Below are 19,027 nucleotides of genomic sequence, written 5' to 3'. Positions count from 1 at the left end.
TAACGGCCGGCGTCCGTCCGCAGTGCCCGCTTGGCACCCTGCGTCGGGGAACTTCTCGCGACCATAACGTGATCTCCGGGGATTTCTCTGACCGACCGGCACCGGTGTGGCTGGTGCCACGCCGGTGGCGGTGTGTTGGATGGACGGCGGGGGTACGAGTCGGGGCCGGTTCCGGCGGGTGCCGGGCCGGGCGAGGGAAGGGATGATGCGATGACGACGCGGATCACTCTGGTCGAGGGTGACATCACGGCACAGCAGGTGGACGTCGTCGTGAACGCGGCGAATTCCTCCCTGCTGGGCGGCGGTGGGGTGGACGGCGCGATCCACCGCCGGGGCGGGCCGCGGATCCTGGACGAGTGTCGCGCGCTGCGGGCCTCGCGGTACGGGCGGGGGCTGCCCACCGGGCAGGCGGTGGCGACCACGGCCGGCGACCTGCCGGCCCGCTGGGTGGTGCACACCGTGGGGCCGGTCTACCTGGCGGACGAGTACGAGGAGCGGGCGGGGTTGCTGGCCTCCTGCTACCGCGCGTCGCTCCGGGTGGCGGCGGAGCTGGGCGCGCGCACGGTGGCCTTCCCGGCCGTGTCGGCCGGGATCTTCGGGTGGCCGCCTGCGGACGCGGCCAGGATCGCGCTCGGCACCGTCGCGGCGGTGACGGCGGAGCCGGGGGGCGGGCCGGAGGAGGTGCGGTTCGTGTTGTTCGGGCCGGAGATGCACGGGGTGTTCGAGGAGGTCGGACGGGAGCTGGGGCTGACGGGACGGGAGTGAGCACCCGGCCGGGTCCCATGGTGGCGTGACGAGGCGTCAACACGCCAGAGATATTCGATAACTCGTTCGAGTGAAACCGTGGACTCGATCACCGGGCCCGGCCGGGCGGCGGAGCCGGCCGTTCGCCGGACCGCTCAGGGGGCCAGGGCCGTCCACGGCAGGGTGACCTCGCCCTGCCGCCACCGCCCGCGCGCGTCCACCAGCGGCCACGCCCCGGCCAGCGAGGTGCAGGCCGCCACCCAGCGCTGCCGGGCGCCGAACGCCCCGTACGGCGCGGCCGCCGCCCAGGCGCGGTCGAAGTCGCGCAGGAAGGCGTGCACCGGCCGCCCCGGCACGTTGTGGTGGATCAGCGCCTTGGGCAGCCGTTCGGCCAGGTCGGAGGGCCGGTCGAGGCCGCCCAGCCGGGCCGCGAAGGTCACCGTCCGCGGGCCCTGCGGGCCGAGCGCCACCCAGACGTGCCGGCGGCCGATCTCGTCGCAGGTGCCCTCGACCAGCAGCCCGTCCGGGGCCAGCCGGCCGCACAGCCGCTCCCAGACCCCGGCCACCGCCGACTCGTCGTACTGCCGCAGCACGTTGGCGGCCCGGATCAGCAGGGCGGGCGCGCCGCCGTCCAGCGGCACCTCGAAGCCGCCGCGCCGGAAGGTCAGCAGCGGCGGCACCGCGTACGGCAGCGCCGCGGTGACCCGGGCCGGTTCGATCTCGATCCCGACCACCCGGACGTCCGGCCGCACCGCCCGCAGCCGCCCGGACAGCTCGACGGCCGTCCACGGCGCCGCGCCGTAGCCGAGGTCGACGGCGACCGGCGGGTGCTCGGCGGAGCGCAGCGCGGGCCCGAGCGCGTGGGCGATCCAGCGGTCCATCCGGCGCAGCCGGTTGGTGTTGGTGGTGCCGCGGGTGACGGTGCCCACCGGCCGCCCGGCCCGTCCGCGGGCGGGCGCGCTCACGGTGTCGGGGGAGGAGGCGGCCATGCCCCACAGGGTACGGGCCCGGCGGTGGCGGCCGGCGGCGCGGCCCGGGCGCGGTCCGCTCCGGTCTCGGCGTGGCCCATCTCATGCCCCGGCCCGGGAATGCCGGTCGACGATCGCGTGGTTGGCAGACTGGTGGTGGTGTGTGCCCGGACGGGGCAGCGGGCCGGCGTACCGCACCGGGCGTCGGCGGCTGTGCGGCGCGCGGGCGGCAGCGCAACACCGGACAGCAGGCAGAACAGCAGGCGGCAGGCAAGCAGGGCTGCCGAGGCGGGCAGTACACGAGGAGGCTCCAGCCAGGTGATCCAGCACCCCGTCCGTTCGGTACGCCGTGCCCAGCCGGCCACGCCCGCGCGCGGCCGGATCCAGTCGCTCGTCCAGGGCGGCCGCCGCCGCCCGCGCCGGATAGCCATGCTCAGCGTCCACACCTCCCCGCTGCACCAGCCGGGGACGGGCGACGCGGGCGGCATGAACGTCTACATCGTGGAGCTGGCCAAGCGCCTGGCCGAGCTCAACATCGAGGTCGAGGTGTTCACCCGGGCGATCTGCTCGGACGACGCGCCCACCGTGGAGCTGGCCCCGGGCGTGCTGGTCCGGCACGTCACGGCGGGCCCGTACGAGGGCCTGCTGAAGGAGGACCTGCCGGCCCAGCTGTGCGCCTTCACCCACGGCGTGCTGCGCACCGAGGCCGGCCACCGTCCCGGCCACTACGACCTGGTGCACTCGCACTACTGGCTCTCCGGCCAGGTCGGCTGGCTGGCCGCCCAGCGCTGGGGCGTGCCGCTGGTGCACACCATGCACACCATGGCCAAGGTGAAGAACGCGGCGCTGGCGGAGGGCGACACCCCCGAGCCGCCGGCCCGGGTGATCGGCGAGACCCAGGTGGTGGAGGCGGCCGACCGGCTGATCGCCAACACCACCGAGGAGGCCGCCGAGCTGGCCCGGTTCTACGCGGCGCGCCCCGACCAGCTGGCCGTCGTCCACCCGGGCGTCAACCTGGACGTGTTCCGCCCGGCGGCCCCGGGCACCGCGGAGGCCCGCCGGGCCGCCCGGGCCCGGCTCGGGTTGCCCGCCGACGCCGCGGTGCTGCTCTTCGCCGGCCGCATCCAGCCGCTGAAGGCCCCGGACGTGCTGCTGCGCGCGGTCGCCGTCCTGCTGGAGCGGCGCCCCGAGCTGCGCGAACGGCTGGTGGTGCCGGTGGTCGGCGGCCCGTCCGGCACCGGGCTGGCGCGGCCGGAGAGCCTGCACAAGCTGGCCGCCCAGCTGGGCATCGGCGACGTGGTGCGGTTCCACCCGCCGGTGGGCCAGGCGCTGCTCGCCGAGTGGTACCGGGCCGCGACGGCGCTGGTGATGCCCTCGTACAGCGAGTCGTTCGGGCTGGTCGCGCTGGAGGCCCAGGCCTGCGGCACACCGGTGGTGGCGGCCGCGGTGGGCGGCCTGCCGGTCGCCGTCCGGGACGGCGAGACGGGCACCCTGGTGGGCGGCCACGACCCGGTGGACTGGTCGCACGCGCTGGAGCCGTACGTCACCGACCCGGAGCTGGTGGCCCGGCGCGGCGCGGCGGCGGCCCGGCACGCGGCCGGCTTCGGCTGGGACACCGCCGCCGCGACCACCGCCGAGGTGTACGCCGGCAGCCTGGTCCGGTCGATCGGCCGGCTCGCCGGGGCGCGCCAGCGGCGGGCCTGAGCCGCGCGGCGGCCGCGTCCGGTGCGCTGCTGCGCGCGGAGGTACCGCCGAGTAACGTCACCCCCATGGCAATCCGCACCAAGGACGAGGCCCTGACCCTCCTGCGCACCGCCCTGGACGAGGCCGGGGTGGCCTGGGAGCCGGCCCCCACCGACCCGTACACCCTGGTGGCGACGCTCCCCGGCACCCGGAAGCTGAGCACCACCTGCGCCCTGCGGGTCGGCGACCACACCCTCTCGGTGAACGCCTTCGTGGTCCGCCGCCCGGACGAGAACCACGAGGCGGTCTACCGCTGGCTGCTGGAGCGCAACACCCGGCTCTACGGCGTGGCGTACGCGGTCGACCGGCTGGGGGACGTCTACCTGGCGGGCCGGCTGCCCCTGGAGGCGCTGACCCCGCAGAGCGTGGACCGGCTGCTGGGCACGGTGCTGGAGAACGCCGACGAGCCGTTCAACACGCTGCTGGAGCTGGGCTTCGCCACGGCGATCCGGCGGGAGTGGGAGTGGCGCACCAAGCGCGGGGAGTCCACCCGCAACCTGGCCGCCTTCGCCCACCTCGCCGCCCCGGCCGAGGCGCCGGCCGCCGAGTAGGGGACGGCCGGGGGGCGTCAGCCGCCCGCCGCGGCCCGCTCCGGCCCGGCGGCCGGCGCCGTGTCCGGCACCTTCGCCGTGTCCGGAACCTTCACGGTGCCCGGGACCGCGTCCGCGACCTGTGCCGCGCCCGGGACCGGGGCCGCCTCCACCACCACCGCGGACTTCGCCAGCGCCGCCCCCGGCCGCCGCCCGAGCAGCACGTACCCGCCGGCGGCCACCGTGCCGAGCACCGCGCACGCCCCCCACATCACCCCGCTGCCGGCCCGCTCCAGCAGCACCCCGCCCACCGCCGGGCCGAGGAACGAGGCGAACGACCAGGAGAGCGAGTACACGCCCTGGTAGCGGCCGCGCGCCTCGGCCGGCGACAGCTCGGCGACCAGGCCCATCATGGTCGGCGCGTTGAGGATCTCGCCGAGCGTCCAGACCGCCACGGTGAAGGCGTAGAACCAGGCGGAGGAGCCGGCCAGCGCGGTCAGCCCGAAGCCCCAGCCGATGAACAGCGCGCTGGCGACCAGCAGGGCGGTGCGGTCCCGGCCCTCCATCCAGCGGGTGATCGGGATCTGCAGCACCACGATCAGCAGGCCGTTGAGCCCGATCACCAGGCCGTACTGGGTGGAGGTGATGCCGGCCCGGCCCATGTCCACGGCCAGCGTGGTGGAGCCCTGCTGGGCGACCAGGGCGAGCAGCAGGTTGAGCACCACCACCGCCATGAAGCGGCCGTCCTGGAACACCTCGGCGAGTCCGATCGCCGGCCGCTGCGCCGCTCCGCCCCCGGCCGCCGCGGGCGTCTTCGACGCCTCGGGCCTGGTCTCGGGGATCCGCACGAAGATGACGACCGCGCAGACCACCGTGGACAGCGCGTCCAGCAGGAAGAGCGTGAGGTAGCCGTGGGTGGCGATCAGTCCGGCGACCGCCGCGGAGAGGCCGAAGCCGATGTTGATCGCCCAGTAGTTGAGTGCGAAGGCACGGACCCGGTCCTCGGCGGGCACGATGTCCGCGATGATCGCCGAGGTCGCCGGCCGGGTCGCGTTGTTGCAGAAGCCGACCAGGAAGGCGACCACCGCGATGGCCACCTGCCCGTCGGTGAAGCCGAGCAGCGCGGTGAACAGGGCGGTCCCGAGCTGGGCGGCGACCAGGGTCGGCCGCCGGCCGATCCGGTCCGCCAGCACCCCGGCGACGACCGAGGCGAACGCCGAGCCCAGGCCGAACAGCGCGGCGACCAGGCCCGCGTACGAGGCCGAGTAGCCCCGTTCGGTGGTCAAGTAGAGTGCCAGGAAAGTGACGACGAACGCGCCCAGCTTGTTGATGAGCGTGCTGGTCCAGAGCCACCAGAACTGGCGCGGCAGCCCGGTCACCGCCTCGGCGACGGCTCTGGAGACGCGGGCGGACAGGGCGGAGTCGGGCATGTGGGGGCTCCCGGGCAGGCTGACGTCCGCTGAGCCGCACGGGCAGGACCGCTCAGCGGGAGGGTAAGAGTCTCTGGCGCGGAGCACACCTTACTCGCAGCGGCGAGGTCCCGGCCAGGGGGTTTTCCGGGCTCCACTAAGCTGGGGGCCATGGCTGACACGACGTACCGACTCATCCTGCTCCGCCACGGCGAGAGCCAGTGGAACCAGAAGAACCTGTTCACCGGTTGGGTCGACGTCGACCTCAACGAGAAGGGCGAGAAGGAGGCCGCGCGCGGTGGCGAACTGCTCGCCGCCGAGGGCTTCCTCCCGGACGTGCTGCACACCTCGCTGCTGCGCCGCGCCATCCGCACCTCGCAGATCGCCCTGGACAAGGCCGACCGCCACTGGATCCCGGTCAGCCGCAGCTGGCGCCTGAACGAGCGGCACTACGGCGCGCTCCAGGGCAAGGACAAGGCCCAGACCCTGGCCGAGTTCGGCGAGGAGCAGTTCCAGCTCTGGCGCCGCTCGTACGACACCCCGCCGCCGGTGCTGGCCGACGACGCCGAGTACTCGCAGGCCGGCGACGCCCGCTACGCGGAGATCCCGAGCGAGCTGCGTCCGCGCACCGAGTGCCTCAAGGACGTCGTCGACCGGATGCTGCCGTACTGGTACGACGCCATCGTCCCGGACCTCGCCGCGGGCCGGACCGTCCTGGTGACCGCCCACGGCAACAGCCTGCGCGCGCTGGTCAAGCACCTCGACGGCATCTCCGACGCCGACATCGCCGGCCTCAACATCCCGACCGGCATCCCGCTGGTCTACGAGCTGGACGCCGACTTCAAGCCGCTCACCAAGGGCGGCCGCTACCTCGACGCCGAAGCCGCCGCCGCCGCGATCGAGGCCGTCAAGAACCAGGGCAAGAAGTAAGCCGCTTGCCGCTACGGCCCCCCACCTGCGCCGATCGCGCCGGTGCGGGGCCGTCGTCGTTCCCGGGCCGCCTGCGGGCCGGGGCCTTTCGTGGGCAACTCGGTTGTGGGTGGGGCGAGTTCACCGTGCCGTAAAAATGGTTCAGACCATTGACGGTGCCGGTGGCGGCTCCTACCGTGTGAGCACCGACCCGGCGCAGGCATGCCATCCCCCACGCGCGCGTGTCCGCGCCCGGCGCACTCTCCATCCACCCCCACGGAGGAGCACCATGCGCACACGTCATGTCGTCGGAGCCGTGATCGCCGCCCTCGCGGTGCCGGTCGCGGTCGCCCTGCCGGCGCAGTCACACGGCTACATCACCACTCCGCCCAGCAGGGCCGCGCTCTGCGGTGCGGGCACGGTGACCGGATGCGGCGACATCCGCTGGGAACCGCAGAGCGTCGAGGGCACGAAGGGCTTCCCGGCCTCGGGGCCGGCCGACGGCACCATCTGTGCCGGGGGCAACAGCCGGTTCGCCGAGCTGGACGACCCGCGCGGCGGCGCCTGGCCGGCGACCGCCGTCTCGGCGGGCCAGCGGCTGACCTTCACCTGGCGGTTCACCGCCCGGCACGCCACGTCCGGCTTCCGGTACTACCTGACCAAGCCCGGCTACAGCGCCACGCAGAAGGTCACCCGGGCCAACCTGGAGCTGACCCCGTTCCTGAACGTCCCCTACAACGGCACCCAGGTGCCCAGCACGCTCAGCCACACCGCGACGCTGCCGTCCGGCCGGACCGGTCACCACGTGGTCGTCGCGGTCTGGGACGTCGCGGACACCGGCAACGCCTTCTACTCCTGCACCGACGTCACCTTCTGACGCAGCGGACCCCGTCGGCGCCCCGGCGGTGAAGGAGACCGGGGTGCACGGCCGTCTCCCACGGCAGCCGTGCACCCCGGAGCTCCGCGGCGGCACCGGCGGGAGGGACGGACGACCGCCTCAGTGGCCGCAGCAGCCGCCGTCGACCCCGCCGCACTGGCAGGGTGCGCCGGACTGGCAGCCGCAGCCGCAGCCCGGGCCGCAGCCGCAACCGGCCGCGAGGACGGGCAGCAGCTTCGGGGCGGGTGGTTCGATGGTCTCGGGAGCCGATGCCGGGCCGGTCGGGTTTGCCTTCATCGCGCTGACCCCTCCTTCTGACGGGCACACCTCGGTGCCTACGGGTTCGAGTGAAACCGCAGACCGGAGGGAGCGTCAACGGGCGCGCAGTGGTGGGGAGTCCGGCTGTCCGTGCTTCCCCACCACCCCGGCCCGGGGGTTTACCGCGCCCGCGTTCACCGCGCCGGCGTGTGCCCGGGACCGCGCCCGGAGGTCACTCGACCGCGGCCGCCGCCTCGGTGGCCGCGACGAACTCGTCCACGTGCTCGCCGGTCACCAGGTACACCACGCGCTTGGCCACCGAGACCGCGTGGTCGGCGAACCGCTCGTAGTAGCGGCCGACCAGGGTGACGTCCACCGCGGTCTCGATACCGTGGTGCCAGCGCTCGTCGATGAGGTGCGCGAACAGCTCGCGATGCAGCGCGTCGATCGCGTCGTCGTCCTGCTCCAGCTCCAGCGCCTTGTCGACGTCCTTGGTGGCGATCACCAGGCCGGCCTTGGCGACCAGCCGCTGCGCGAGCTGCCCCATCTCCAGGACGGTCGCGTGCAGGTCGCCGGGGACGGCCGACTCGGGGTAGCGCAGCCGGGCGACCTTGGCGACGTGCCGGGCGAGGTCGCCGCAGCGCTCCAGGTCGGAGCTCATCCGCAGCGAGGTGACGACGATGCGCAGGTCGGTGGCGACCGGCTGCTGACGGGCGAGCAGGTCGATCGCCCGGTTCTCCAGCTCGTGGTGCAGGTCGTTGATCTTCTCGTCGGCGGCGATCACGCTCTCCGCCAGCGCCAGGTCCGCGTCGAGGAGCGCGGTGGTGGCCCGCCCGAGGGCCGAACCGACCAGCCGGGCCATCTCGACCAGGCTGTCGCCGATCGAGTCGAGTTCCTCGTGGTACGCGTCGCGCATGTTCTCTCCTCAGTAGCTGTGTCGGTGGCGGTGCCGACCGGTCATCCGGTACGACGCTCCGAACGACGTATGGATGGCCGCTGCTGGTGGCGCGCATCGTACGCGCACACCCCGGGGCGGCGGATGGCCGTCCGGCCGGACCGCCCCTCCCACACGGGCTCCGGCGCCCACTCTCGGCCGTCCGGGCGACCACGCACGACCCGTTCGGTGAACCGGCAGCTACTTGAAGGTGAATTCTCGGCAACGCGTGGCCGATCCCTTGATCGGGCCCATGGGGAGTGCTCGCACCGTGCGCTTAGGCTGGCGTCATGGACGTGAACGTGGCCGCCGCCGCTGCCTGCGCCATAGCCGGGCTCGGCGTCGGCCTCACGGCCTCGATCGCCTTCCGTTGGAGCGAGCGCGAGCAGGCCAGGGGCAGGTACGGCGGAACCAACCGCAGCCAGGGCCGCAACCAGGGCCTGGGCCCCGCGCAGGAACCCCCGCTGCCCCCGGGGGTCGACACCGTGCTCTCCGTGCTGCGGTCCTGCGCGATCGTGCTCGGCGAGAGCGACGACGTGGTCAAGGCCAGCTCGGCGGCCTACGCGATGGGCCTGGTGCGCGGCGGCGCGGTCGCCGTCGACCAGCTGCTCGCGCTGGCCCGCTCCACCCGCCGGGACGGCGAGATCCGCCAGCTCGAACTGGAGCTGCCCCGCCCGGGTGCGGCGCGCGCCGTCGAACCGCTCGCGGTCTCGGCCCGGGTCGCCCCGCTGGGCTCCCGGCTGGTGCTGGTGCTGGTCGAGGACCAGACCGAGCGCCGCCGGGTGGAGGCGGTCCGCCGCGACTTCGTCGCCAACGTCAGCCATGAGCTCAAGACCCCGGTCGGCGCGCTCTCGCTGCTCTCCGAGGCGGTCGCGGACGCGTCCGACGACCCGGAGGCGGTGCAGCGCTTCGCCGGCCGGATGCAGATCGAGGCGACCAGGCTGGCCAGCCTGGTCCAGGAGATCATCGACCTCTCCCGGGTCCAGGACGACCGGCTGATGGTCGACCCGGAGCCGGTCGCGGTGGACGAGCTGATCGCCGAGGCGATCGACCGCTGCCGCCAGCAGGCCGCCGCCAAGCAGATCCTCATCGCGGCCGGCGGCATCGCCGGCCTCTACCTGCACGGCAACCGCGGCCAGCTCGCCGCGGCGCTCGGCAACCTCGTCGAGAACGCCGTCAACTACAGCCCGCCGCGGACCAGGGTCGCGATCGCCACCCGCCGGATCTCCAGCGCCGCCGCGCTGGGCGAGGCCGACGGCGAGCTCATCGAGATCTCGGTGACCGACCAGGGCATCGGCATCTCCGAGAAGGACCGCGAACGGGTCTTCGAACGCTTCTACCGGGTCGACCCCGCACGCTCCCGGCAGACCGGCGGCACCGGCCTCGGCCTCTCCATCGTCAAGCACGTGGCCGCCTCGCACGGCGGCACCGTGTCGGTGTGGAGCGTCGAGGGCCAGGGCTCCACCTTCACCCTCCGCCTGCCCGCCGGGCAGGCCCCCGTGGACCGGCCCCGTGCGGGGGAGTCCGCGGAACCCCTGTCAGAAACAACCCCCCAGCTTGCCCCGGAGGCCTGATCGTGACCCGAGTACTGGTGGTCGAGGACGAGGAGTCGTTCAGCGACGCCCTCTCGTACATGCTTCGCAAGGAGGGCTTCGAGGTGGCCATCGCCGCCACCGGCCCCGATGCCCTGGAGCAGTTCGAACGCAACGGCGCCGACCTCGTCCTGCTCGACCTGATGCTGCCGGGGCTGCCCGGCACCGAGGTCTGCCGCCAGCTGCGGGTCCGCTCCAACGTGCCGGTGATCATGGTCACCGCCAAGGACAGCGAGATCGACAAGGTGGTCGGTCTGGAGATAGGCGCGGACGACTACGTCACCAAGCCCTACTCCACCCGTGAGCTGGTCGCCCGGATCCGCGCGGTGCTGCGCCGCCGCGGCGAGAACGAGGGCCCCGGCGACGGCGGCGGCCCCGGCGCCCTGGAGGCGGGCCCGGTCCGGATGGACGTCGACCGGCACGTGGTGACCGTGGACGGCGCCAAGGTCGACCTGCCGCTCAAGGAGTTCGACCTGCTGGAGATGCTGCTGCGCAACGCCGGCCGGGTGCTCACCCGGATGCAGCTGATCGACCGGGTCTGGGGCGCGGACTACGTCGGCGACACCAAGACGCTGGACGTCCACGTCAAGCGGCTGCGGGCGAAGATCGAGCCGGACCCGGGCGCGCCGCGCTACCTGGTCACGGTCCGCGGCCTCGGCTACAAGTTCGAGCCGTAGACCCGGCCGTCCGGCCGCGGACACCCGAACGCCCCTCCGGTACCGGCCGGAGGGGCGTTCGCGCTTCAGCGGTGCGGCGGGGCCGGGCCTCAGTGGGCGGCCGGGACCGCCGGGGCCGACGCGCTGCCCGTGGCGGGGGCCGCCGGGGCGGTGGCCGTGCCGCTCGCGGCGGGAGCGGCCGGAGTGGTGGCACCGGCGGCCGGGGTGGCGGCACCGGTGGCGGGCGCGGCCGGGGTGGCGGCCTTGCTCGGCACGGCGGCCGGGGCGGTCGGGCCGAAGCCCTTGTACAGGTCCTTGTTCGGGCTGACCTGCGCCTCGGTGTCGAGCTTGTCGTGGTTCTTGAACGTGAAGGAGGTCGCCACGTAGCCGCCCACGGTCACGGTGGTGGAGGCGACCCTGGCGGTCGGGTTGCCCGGACCGCCGAGCAGCACCGCGCCGCCGGCCGGGACGGAGATGCTGGTCAGCGGGGCGCCCTTGTCGTCGGCGAAGGTGGCGGGGGAGCCGCCGGCGACGGTGATGGACTGCAGCTCCAGCGCCTCGGTCCCGCTGTTGCTGATGTTCACCGTCACGTTGGCGGGGCCGGTGTGTTCGCCGGAGGACTCGTCCCCGGTGACCACGACGATGTTGTTCAGGCGGACGTCGGTGCCCAGCGTGGCGGCCGCGTTGTCCGGCTTGATCTGCAGGGTTGCCGGGGTGTTCCCGGCGGCGCAGGCGGACAGCGGGGCGATGGCCAGGGCGGCGAGGGCGGCGATGCTGCCGCGTCGAAGGCTGCGGCTCACGGCGGCGGCTTCTCCTAAGTCACGTGTCGGAAGGTCAGGTCTCAGATTATCGACCTCGCTTATGCCGTCCTCACGGGGTGGTCCCTTCGTGTCGCGCGCCCGGTGCGGACGGGCGTCCGGACGGCGGCACGTCTGCGTGTCCAGGTCAAGCGCCGACCAAGATCGGATCACGATCCGGAAACGACCTGATAAACGGTGAAAACCCAAGATCAAATCACGGTTTCGGGCGTGTTGCCAGAGGTTTCAGCGGGCGGCGGAACCGCCTCCGACCTGCGGGAAGCCCTCCTCGAACACCGGTCGCAGCACGTCATGGGGGTCCTTGTCAAGCCCCGAGACCGGCCCTGACCTGCGAAAACGCCCTTCGGGTGCGCCGAAAAGCGTGTTATTCTGGAAAGCCACGGAAGGGGTCCTGTCACATGACGTTCAAGGTTGGCGACACGGTGGTCTACCCCCATCACGGGGCCGCGCTGATCGAGGCCATCGAAATTCGCCAGATCAAAGGTGTGGACAAGACCTACCTGGTGCTCAAGGTGCAGCAGGGAGACCTGACGCTCCGCGTGCCCGCCGAGAACGCGGAGTTCGTCGGCGTGCGCGATGTGGTCGGCCAGGAGGGTCTGGACCGGGTCTTCGAGGTGCTGCGCGCACCGTACACCGAAGAGCCGACCAACTGGTCCCGTCGCTACAAGGCGAACCTGGAGAAGCTCGCCTCGGGTGATGTCATCAAGGTCGCCGAGGTCGTCCGCGACCTGTGGCGTCGCGAGCGCGAGCGCGGCCTCTCCGCCGGTGAGAAGCGCATGCTCGCCAAGGCGCGCCAGATCCTCGTCAGCGAGCTCGCGCTGGCGGAGAACACCAACGAGGACAAGGCGGAGACGCTGCTCGACGAGGTGCTCGCCTCGTAGCGGCCGTCCGCTCCACAACGCTCACAGCGCCCGATGCCGGCGCGCCGCCCACCGGACCACGGGTCCGCGGGTGGTGCAGTGGCACTTCGGGCGCTGAGGCGTGTCCGGACGACGCCCCCGCACCCGAGCGGCCTGGCCGGCCTCGGGTCCGCATGACCGTTTCTGCTGCTGTGCGGGCGGAAGACGGTGGTGCTTCGGAAGGGGTCCGCGCCCGTCGTGCACGCCATGGCCATACCCACTTCGCCGAAGGAGTGAAACCTGAACGCCACAGCAGCAGTCGCAGCAGCAGTGGTGCCCGCCGCCGGCCGCGGTGAGCGCCTGGGACCGGGTGCCCCGAAGGCCCTGCGTGAACTGGGGGGCGTGCCGCTCCTGGTGCACGCCGTCCGGGCGCTGACCCGCAGCCGCGCGGTCGGCCTGGTCGTGGTCGCCGCGCCCGCCGACGGGGTGGCCGAGGTGGTCGCCCTGCTCGACAGCCACGGGCTGGAGGACAAGGACATCCGGGTGGTGGCCGGCGGGGCGACCCGCCAGGAGTCGGTCCGGCTGGGCCTGGCCGCCATCCCCGCCGAGGTCGGCATCGTGCTGGTGCACGACGCCGCCCGTCCGCTCGTCCCGGTCGAGGTGGTGGACGCGGTGGCGTCCGCCGTCCGGGCCGGCGCCGAGGCGGTGGTGCCGGCGGTGCCGCTGGCCGACACCGTCAAGCGGGTCGAGCCGGTGGCGGGCGGGCCCGAGCCGGTGCTCGACACGCCCGACCGCGCGACCCTGCGCGCGGTCCAGACCCCGCAGGGCTTCCGCCGGGAGACGCTGGCCGAGGTGCACGCCAAGGCGCTGGCCGAGGAGACCGCGCAGGACGGGGCCGGCCTGCCGCCGGTCACCGACGACGCGGGCCTGGTCGAGCGGTTCGGCGGCCGGGTGGTCGTGGTGCCCGGCCACGAGGAGGCGTTCAAGGTGACCCGTCCGCTGGACCTCGTGCTCGCCGAGGCCGTACTCGCCCGCCGGAGGGCCGCCGATGCCTACTGATCCGCAGACCCCCGTCCTCCCCCGGGTCGGCATCGGCACCGACGTGCACGCCTTCGAGCCCGGCCGCCCGCTGTGGGTGGCCGGGCTGGAGTGGCCCGGCGCCGAGGCCGGTCTGGCCGGGCACTCGGACGCCGACGTGGCCGCCCACGCCGCCTGCGACGCGCTGTTCTCGGCCGCCGGGATCGGTGACCTGGGCGCGCACTTCGGCACCGACCGGCCGGAGTGGGCCGGCGCGTCCGGGGTGAAGCTGCTCGGCGAGGCGGCCCGGCTGGTCCGCGCGGCGGGCTTCGAGATCGGCAACGTCGCGATCCAGGTGATCGGGGTCCGGCCGAAGATCGGCAAGCGCCGGGCGGAGGCGCAGGCCGCGCTCGGCGCGGCGGTCGGCGCCCCGGTCTCGGTCTCCGGGACCACCACCGACGGGCTCGGTCTCACCGGGCGCGCGGAGGGGCTCGCGGCGATCGCCACCGCTCTGGTGTACGAGCGGCGTTGACGTCCGCGGAGGAGGCCCGGGAACAATCCGCGACTGACGGGTGTTCACCGGGTGTCCTGCGGGCCCGAGTCGATAGTGTTCGTCCGGGCCCGCGCGGGCTTCCCCTCGGGCCGTACCCGCCGCCGACGAGATGAGGTTTCCGATGAGTGCCCAACTCTCCGACCGGGCCAAGGCCCTGATCGACGCCAAGAGCTTCGCCGTGGTCTCCACGATCCAGCCCGACGGCAGCCCCCAGTCCTCCGTGGTCTGGGTGACGCGCGACGGCGAGGACATCCTGTTCTCCACCGTCGAGGGGCGTCGCAAGCACCTCAACCTGCTGAAGGACCCGCGGGTCTCGCTGGTGGTCAACCCGCCGGAGAACCCGTACACCTACCTGGAGGTGCGCGGCGAGGTCTCGCTGACCCGGGAGGGCGGCCGGGAGCTGATCGACGAACTGTCCCGGAAGTACCAGGGCAAGGACTACGACTACGACGGCCCGGAGGACGTGCGCGTCGTCGTCCGGATCACCCCGCGGAAGGTGGTCGGCTCGATCTGAGCCACCCGGCGCGGCGGGGGCGGTCCCGGGCCCGACCCGGCGGAAAAGGCTCCGCCGGGGGTCTTGACATTCCAGAATGTCGCGGGGCACCCCCCGCCGCCCACTACGCTTGACGCTGTGAGCATTCGACTGTACGACACCAGCACCCGACAGGTCCGCGACTTCGTCCCGCTTGTCCCGGGTTGTGTCTCGATCTACCTGTGCGGCGCTACCGTCCAGTCGGCGCCACACATCGGGCACGTCCGGTCCTACCTCAACTTCGACGTCATGCAGCGGTGGTTCGCCTACCGCGGCTACCAGGTGACCTTCGCCCGGAACGTCACCGACATCGACGACAAGATCATCGCCAAGGAGCGCGAGCTCGGCACGCCGTGGTGGCAGATCGCCTACGAGAACGAGCGCGCCTTCAACGACGGCTACAACGCCCTCGGCTGCCTGCCGCCGACCGTCGAGCCGCGCGCGACCGGGCACATCCCCGAGATGATCGAGATGATGCGCGGCCTCATCGAGAAGGGGCACGCCTACGAGGCGGACGGCAACGTCTACTTCGACGTGAAGTCGTACCCCGACTACCTGGCGCTCTCCAACCAGAAGCTGGACAACCTCCTGCAGCCCTCCGGGGAGGGCGAGACCGGCAAGCGCGACCCGCGCGACTTCGCGATGTGGAAGTCCGCCAAGCCGGGCGAGCCGAGCTGGGAGACCCCGTGGGGCCGCGGCCGTCCGGGCTGGCACCTGGAGTGCTCCGCGATGGCCCACAAGTACCTGGGCGCGGCCTTCGACGTCCACGGCGGCGGGCTCGACCTGATCTTCCCGCACCACGAGAACGAGATCGCCCAGTCCAAGGCCTTCGGCGACGACTTCGCCAACTTCTGGGTGCACAACGCCTGGGTCACCATGGCCGGCGAGAAGATGAGCAAGTCGCTCGGCAACTCGGTGCTGGTCTCCGAGATGGTCCGGCAGTGGCGGCCGATCGTGCTCCGCTACTACCTGGCGGCGCCGCACTACCGCTCGATGATCGAGTACAGCGAGGAGTCGCTGCGCGAGGCCGAGGCCGGCTTCGGCCGGATCGAGGGCTTCGTCCAGCGCGCCGTGGAGCGCTGCGGCGCCGTCGACGCGGCGCCCGAGGTGCCGCCGGCCTTCGCCGAGGCGATGGACGACGACCTGGGCGTGCCGCAGGCGCTCGCGATCGTGCACACCGCCGTCCGCCAGGGCAACAGCGCCCTCACCGCGGACGACAAGGAGAGCGCGGTGGCGCGCTTGGCCGAGGTCCGTGCGATGCTCGGAGTACTGGGTCTGGACCCGCTCGACCCGCAGTGGGCCGGGACGGAGCGCGGCGAGGACCTCCACGGCGTGGTCGACTCGCTGGTCCGGCTCGTCCTGGACCAGCGCCAGGCGGCGCGGGCCCGCAAGGACTTCGCCACCGCGGACGCCATCCGTGACCAGCTCGGCCTGGCCGGGCTGGCGATCGAGGACACCCCGTCCGGCCCGCGCTGGACGATCAACAGCCAGTAACCCCCCGGCGACCGAGGGGTGAGGTGGGCCGTACCGGACCGGTGCGGCCCTCCCGCATGACGGAGCGCATGCCGTCGGGCGCCACCGGTACGTCCGGAGCGGCCGGCCATGCCGGACAGACAGACAGGAAGTACAGCCATGGCCGGCAACAGCCAGCGCAGGAACCGCCGCAACCCCGGGTCGAAGAAGGGCGCGAGTGTCGGTACCGGCGGCCACAGCCGGAAGGCGCTCCAGGGCAAGGGCCCGACCCCGCCCGGCGAGGAGCGCAAGGGCCACCCCAAGCAGCGGGCCGCCAACGCCGCGCTGAAGCGCGAGCGGGACGCCAAGGCCCGGGCCGGCATGCGCCGGGCCGGGGGCGGCGGGCGCGGCGGCCGCGGCGGCGCGGGCAGCGCCGAGCTGGTCTTCGGCCGCAACTCGGTGGTCGAGGCCCTGCAGGGCGACGTTCCGGCCAACGCGCTGTACGTCCAGCAGTTCATCGACACCGACGACCGGGTCCGCGACGCCTTCCAGGCCGCCAACGACCGCGGCATCCCGCTGATGGAGGCCCCGCGCCCGCAGCTGGACCAGATGACCGGCGGGATGAACCACCAGGGCCTGGTGCTGCAGGTCCCGCCGTACGAGTACGCGCACCCCGAGGACCTGCTGGACGAGGCCGCGGACTCCGGCCGGGACGCGCTGATCGTGGCGCTGGACGGCGTCACCGACTCCCGCAACCTGGGTGCCGTGGTCCGTTCCGCCGCCGCCTTCGGCGCGCACGGCGTGGTCATCCCGGAGCGCCGGGCGGCCGGCATGACCGCCGGTGCCTGGAAGACCTCCTCCGGCGCGGCGGCCCGGCTGCCCGTCGCCCGGGCGACCAACCTGACCCGGGCCCTGGAGGCCTACCAGAAGGCCGGTCTGATGGTGGTCGGCCTGGCCGCCGACGGCGAGGCCGAGATCGGCGACCTGGAGGCGCTGACCGGGCCGGTGGTGATCGTCGCGGGCAGCGAGGGCAAGGGCCTGTCCCGGCTGGTCTCGGAGACCTGCGACCTGCGGGTGCGGATCCCGATGTCCGGGCTCACCGAGTCGCTGAACGCGGGCGTCGCGGCCGGCGTCGTGCTGTACGAGGCGGCCCGGCTGCGCGCCAAGGTCGGCTGACCTCCGGGGCGCGCGCGGGCCTGAGCACGGCCCGGGCGTCCGGCGCAAGGCGTTCTCCGGAACCGCCTCCCGTTCGCCCGCAAGTCAGGGGAAAGCGATCGGATCCGACAGGGTCCGGTCGCTTTTTTCCTGATCCCTTCAAGGGAGCTCCCGACATCCACCCGGGAGAGTGTCCTAACCGGGTGTCACCCGGTTAGACGGTCGTGGACACCAGAACACCTCGGCGCCCGCTCCTGGGCGGTGGCAGCACCGGGATCGACGCGGGCCCCGGCCTCAACACGGTCAAGGTGCCGTCCGACCCGGCGCGCCTCAGCAGCACCCAGGCGAGCTTCCGGCTCAACCTCGCCACTCCGGTGGCGCCGCTGATCGACGCCCCGGCCGGACTGCTGTCCACCGGTGCGGCGTTCGGCGACCCGTACGGCACCCAGGGACTGATCCGCCGCCCGCTGGTCACCCCCCAGGTGGTCGTCCCCGCCGACGACGTGCGCGCGCTCGCCGCCGGCTTCGCCGGGGCGCCGCCGCGCCGCAAGGGCCGGGTCACCCCGGTCACCTGGACCGGCGAGGCGCGCCCGGGCGACGTCGCGGCCACCCAGCTCCTGGAGGCGGTCCGGCTCGGCGCCGTCCCGGCCGGGGTCGGCGGGCGCGGCGGACGGTCCGGCGGCTCCCTGGCGGACGCGGACACCCGGGTGCTCCCGTCGTACGGCGGCGCCCGCGCGGTGCCGCGCCAGTCGCGCGAGGGCGCCGGCACCGCCACCGAGGGCGGCGTCGGCCCGGTCGGCGCGCCGCAGGGCTGGACGCCCAGCGGCGAGCTGCCCGAGGTGTCGGCCGCCGGCGCCGAGGGCAGGCAGCCCTGGTACCCCGGCCGCCGGGTCGACCTCGGCCTGGTCCTGCTGCCGCTGCGCGCCGTGCTCGGCTCGCTCTCCGTCTACGCCGGGTTCAGCAAGCTCTGCGACCCGGTGTACTTCGATGGCGGCGAACGCGGCTCGATGATGCGCTGGCTCTCCTCGCTGCACCCGTGGAAGGTCGCCGAACCGCTGCTGGCCTTCGGGATGGCGCACCCGGTCGGCGCGGGCCTGGTGGTGTCGTTCACCGAGATCGTGGTCGGCGTGCTGACCGTGCTCGGCCTGTGGCAGCGGCTCGCGGCCGGTGCGGCGATGGCGCTGTCCGCGGCGCTGCTGTTCACGGTGAGCTGGCGGGCCGTCCCGGTCTACGACACCCCCGACCTGATCTTCCTGGCGGCGTGGAGCCCGCTGCTGATCGCCGGGGCGCCGTTCGCCTCGCTGGACGGCCGGCTCAACCTGGAGGCCTGGCGGCACTACGGCGCGGACGCCCCGGCGGCGCTGCGCCGCCGGGTGCTGCGGCGCGGCTCGGTGGTCACCTCGGTGGTCGTCGGCCTGACCCTGCTGCTCGGCTCGATGCTGGGCGCGGCGGTCCGCACCGGCGCCCGCCCGCAGCCCCCGGCGCCGTCCCGGCCGGCCGACGACTACGGCACGCCGGTCTGGCCGGGCGGCGGACCGTCCGCCACCCCCGGCGGCAAGGCCCCGGCCACCTCGGCGCCCTCGCCGGCGCCGTCCCGGCCGGCCGCGCCGAGCGCCCCGGCCACCACCGCGCCGCCGTCCGGCGGCCCGACCACGGCGAAGCCGAGCGCCACGGCCACGCCGAGCGGCAAGACGAAGCCGTCGGCCCGGCCGGAGACCGGGGCGCCCGCCTCGGGGGCCCCGGCGGCGCCCGGGTCGTCCGCACCGGCGCCGTCCGGTTCGGCGCCCTCGCAGCGGGCCACCCCGGCCCCGCCGTCCGGCAGCGGGCCGGCGTCGAAGCCGGCGCCGAGCGCCGGGACCGGCGGCCAGGGCGGCGCCCCGAGCGGCTCCGGCGGCTCGGGCGGCTCGGGGCTGCTGGGCGGGGTGCTGGGCAGCGCGCCGCTGGCCGAGCTGTCCGGCGGCGGTGCCCGCCCCTCGGCCGCCCGCCCGGTGGCGGCGACGGCCACCTGACGGGCCGGGCGAACGGCCCGGTGACGGCGACC

General features: G+C 74.1%; 19 protein-coding genes. 14 read left to right on the top strand and 5 right to left on the bottom strand.

Annotated elements, in window-relative coordinates:
* Positions 1–210: 210 nt before the first annotated feature.
* Complete coding sequence (locus ACFVVL_RS09825) at positions 211–765, top strand: O-acetyl-ADP-ribose deacetylase (RefSeq protein WP_380294153.1); 555 nt, start codon at positions 211–213, stop codon at positions 763–765.
* A gap of 134 nt (positions 766–899) precedes the next feature.
* On the opposite strand, the gene ACFVVL_RS09820 is transcribed toward ACFVVL_RS09825, so the two are convergent.
* Positions 900–1,733: a class I SAM-dependent methyltransferase gene (locus ACFVVL_RS09820; RefSeq protein ID WP_387672965.1), complete on the bottom strand. Its 834-nt coding sequence runs from the start codon at positions 1,731–1,733 to the stop codon at positions 900–902.
* Positions 1,734–2,093: 360 nt separating this feature from the next.
* On the opposite strand from ACFVVL_RS09820, the gene mshA reads away from it, so the two are divergent.
* Positions 2,094–3,416: a D-inositol-3-phosphate glycosyltransferase gene (gene mshA, locus ACFVVL_RS09815; protein WP_380294166.1), complete on the top strand. Its 1,323-nt coding sequence runs from the start codon at positions 2,094–2,096 to the stop codon at positions 3,414–3,416.
* Positions 3,417–3,481: 65 nt separating this feature from the next.
* Entirely contained in the window at positions 3,482–4,006 is a 525-nt protein-coding gene (locus ACFVVL_RS09810; protein ID WP_380294155.1) for a YbjN domain-containing protein, read from the top strand.
* Positions 4,007–4,023: 17 nt separating this feature from the next.
* On the opposite strand, the gene ACFVVL_RS09805 is transcribed toward ACFVVL_RS09810, so the two are convergent.
* On the bottom strand, positions 4,024–5,415 hold the full coding sequence (locus ACFVVL_RS09805; protein ID WP_387672962.1) for an MDR family MFS transporter: 1,392 nt from the start codon (positions 5,413–5,415) through the stop codon (positions 4,024–4,026).
* A gap of 150 nt (positions 5,416–5,565) precedes the next feature.
* On the opposite strand from ACFVVL_RS09805, the gene ACFVVL_RS09800 reads away from it, so the two are divergent.
* A complete protein-coding gene (locus tag ACFVVL_RS09800) occupies positions 5,566–6,324 on the top strand; it encodes a phosphoglyceromutase (protein WP_387672959.1) in 759 nt (252 codons plus the stop codon).
* Positions 6,325–6,592: 268 nt separating this feature from the next.
* A complete protein-coding gene (locus tag ACFVVL_RS09795) occupies positions 6,593–7,180 on the top strand; it encodes a lytic polysaccharide monooxygenase (protein ID WP_380294158.1) in 588 nt (195 codons plus the stop codon).
* Positions 7,181–7,300: 120 nt separating this feature from the next.
* On the opposite strand, the gene ACFVVL_RS09790 is transcribed toward ACFVVL_RS09795, so the two are convergent.
* Positions 7,301–7,477, bottom strand: coding sequence for a hypothetical protein (locus ACFVVL_RS09790; protein ID WP_376097053.1), 177 nt, complete (start codon positions 7,475–7,477; stop codon positions 7,301–7,303).
* 193 nt (positions 7,478–7,670) lie between these two features.
* The gene (gene phoU, locus ACFVVL_RS09785; protein ID WP_387672955.1) at positions 7,671–8,354 is read right to left on the bottom strand and encodes a phosphate signaling complex protein PhoU; all 684 of its coding nucleotides are present in this window, start codon (positions 8,352–8,354) and stop codon (positions 7,671–7,673) included.
* A gap of 308 nt (positions 8,355–8,662) precedes the next feature.
* Between phoU and ACFVVL_RS09780 the strand changes: the two genes are divergently transcribed.
* Positions 8,663–9,946: a sensor histidine kinase gene (locus ACFVVL_RS09780; RefSeq protein ID WP_380294160.1), complete on the top strand. Its 1,284-nt coding sequence runs from the start codon at positions 8,663–8,665 to the stop codon at positions 9,944–9,946.
* A gap of 2 nt (positions 9,947–9,948) precedes the next feature.
* Positions 9,949–10,641, top strand: a complete 693-nt coding sequence (locus ACFVVL_RS09775) for a response regulator transcription factor (protein WP_030305055.1) — start codon at positions 9,949–9,951, stop codon at positions 10,639–10,641.
* Between the two features lie 89 nt (positions 10,642–10,730).
* On the opposite strand, the gene ACFVVL_RS09770 is transcribed toward ACFVVL_RS09775, so the two are convergent.
* A complete protein-coding gene (locus ACFVVL_RS09770; RefSeq protein ID WP_380294161.1) occupies positions 10,731–11,420 on the bottom strand; it encodes a DUF461 domain-containing protein in 690 nt (229 codons plus the stop codon).
* Positions 11,421–11,836: 416 nt separating this feature from the next.
* Between ACFVVL_RS09770 and ACFVVL_RS09765 the strand changes: the two genes are divergently transcribed.
* The 7 genes from ACFVVL_RS09765 (at position 11,837) to ACFVVL_RS09735 (ending at position 18,995) form a co-directional block, all read left to right on the top strand.
* Positions 11,837–12,319 (top strand): CarD family transcriptional regulator, encoded by a 483-nt coding sequence (locus ACFVVL_RS09765; protein WP_030244332.1) that lies wholly within the window; start codon positions 11,837–11,839, stop codon positions 12,317–12,319.
* A 258-nt stretch (positions 12,320–12,577) separates the two neighbouring features.
* Positions 12,578–13,336: a 2-C-methyl-D-erythritol 4-phosphate cytidylyltransferase gene (gene ispD, locus ACFVVL_RS09760; protein ID WP_387673187.1), complete on the top strand. Its 759-nt coding sequence runs from the start codon at positions 12,578–12,580 to the stop codon at positions 13,334–13,336.
* The gene (gene ispF / locus ACFVVL_RS09755; protein WP_380294162.1) at positions 13,326–13,826 is read left to right on the top strand and encodes a 2-C-methyl-D-erythritol 2,4-cyclodiphosphate synthase; all 501 of its coding nucleotides are present in this window, start codon (positions 13,326–13,328) and stop codon (positions 13,824–13,826) included. Before ispD ends, ispF begins: the two co-directional genes overlap by 11 nt.
* Before the next feature lie 142 nt (positions 13,827–13,968).
* A complete protein-coding gene (locus ACFVVL_RS09750; protein ID WP_380294163.1) occupies positions 13,969–14,361 on the top strand; it encodes a PPOX class F420-dependent oxidoreductase in 393 nt (130 codons plus the stop codon).
* A gap of 117 nt (positions 14,362–14,478) precedes the next feature.
* A complete protein-coding gene (gene cysS, locus ACFVVL_RS09745; protein WP_380294164.1) occupies positions 14,479–15,873 on the top strand; it encodes a cysteine--tRNA ligase in 1,395 nt (464 codons plus the stop codon).
* A 138-nt stretch (positions 15,874–16,011) separates the two neighbouring features.
* Entirely contained in the window at positions 16,012–17,007 is a 996-nt protein-coding gene (rlmB, locus tag ACFVVL_RS09740) for a 23S rRNA (guanosine(2251)-2'-O)-methyltransferase RlmB (RefSeq protein ID WP_344344715.1), read from the top strand.
* 203 nt (positions 17,008–17,210) lie between these two features.
* Positions 17,211–18,995: a DoxX family membrane protein gene (locus tag ACFVVL_RS09735; RefSeq protein ID WP_387672947.1), complete on the top strand. Its 1,785-nt coding sequence runs from the start codon at positions 17,211–17,213 to the stop codon at positions 18,993–18,995.
* Positions 18,996–19,027 lie beyond the last annotated feature (32 nt).

The sequence above is a fragment of the Kitasatospora sp. NPDC058115 genome (genome assembly GCF_042884635.1).
Lineage (GTDB): Bacteria > Actinomycetota > Actinomycetes > Streptomycetales > Streptomycetaceae > Kitasatospora.
The sequence above is the reverse complement of the archived record's forward strand: the minus strand, read 5'-3'. Positions and strand labels throughout refer to the sequence as shown.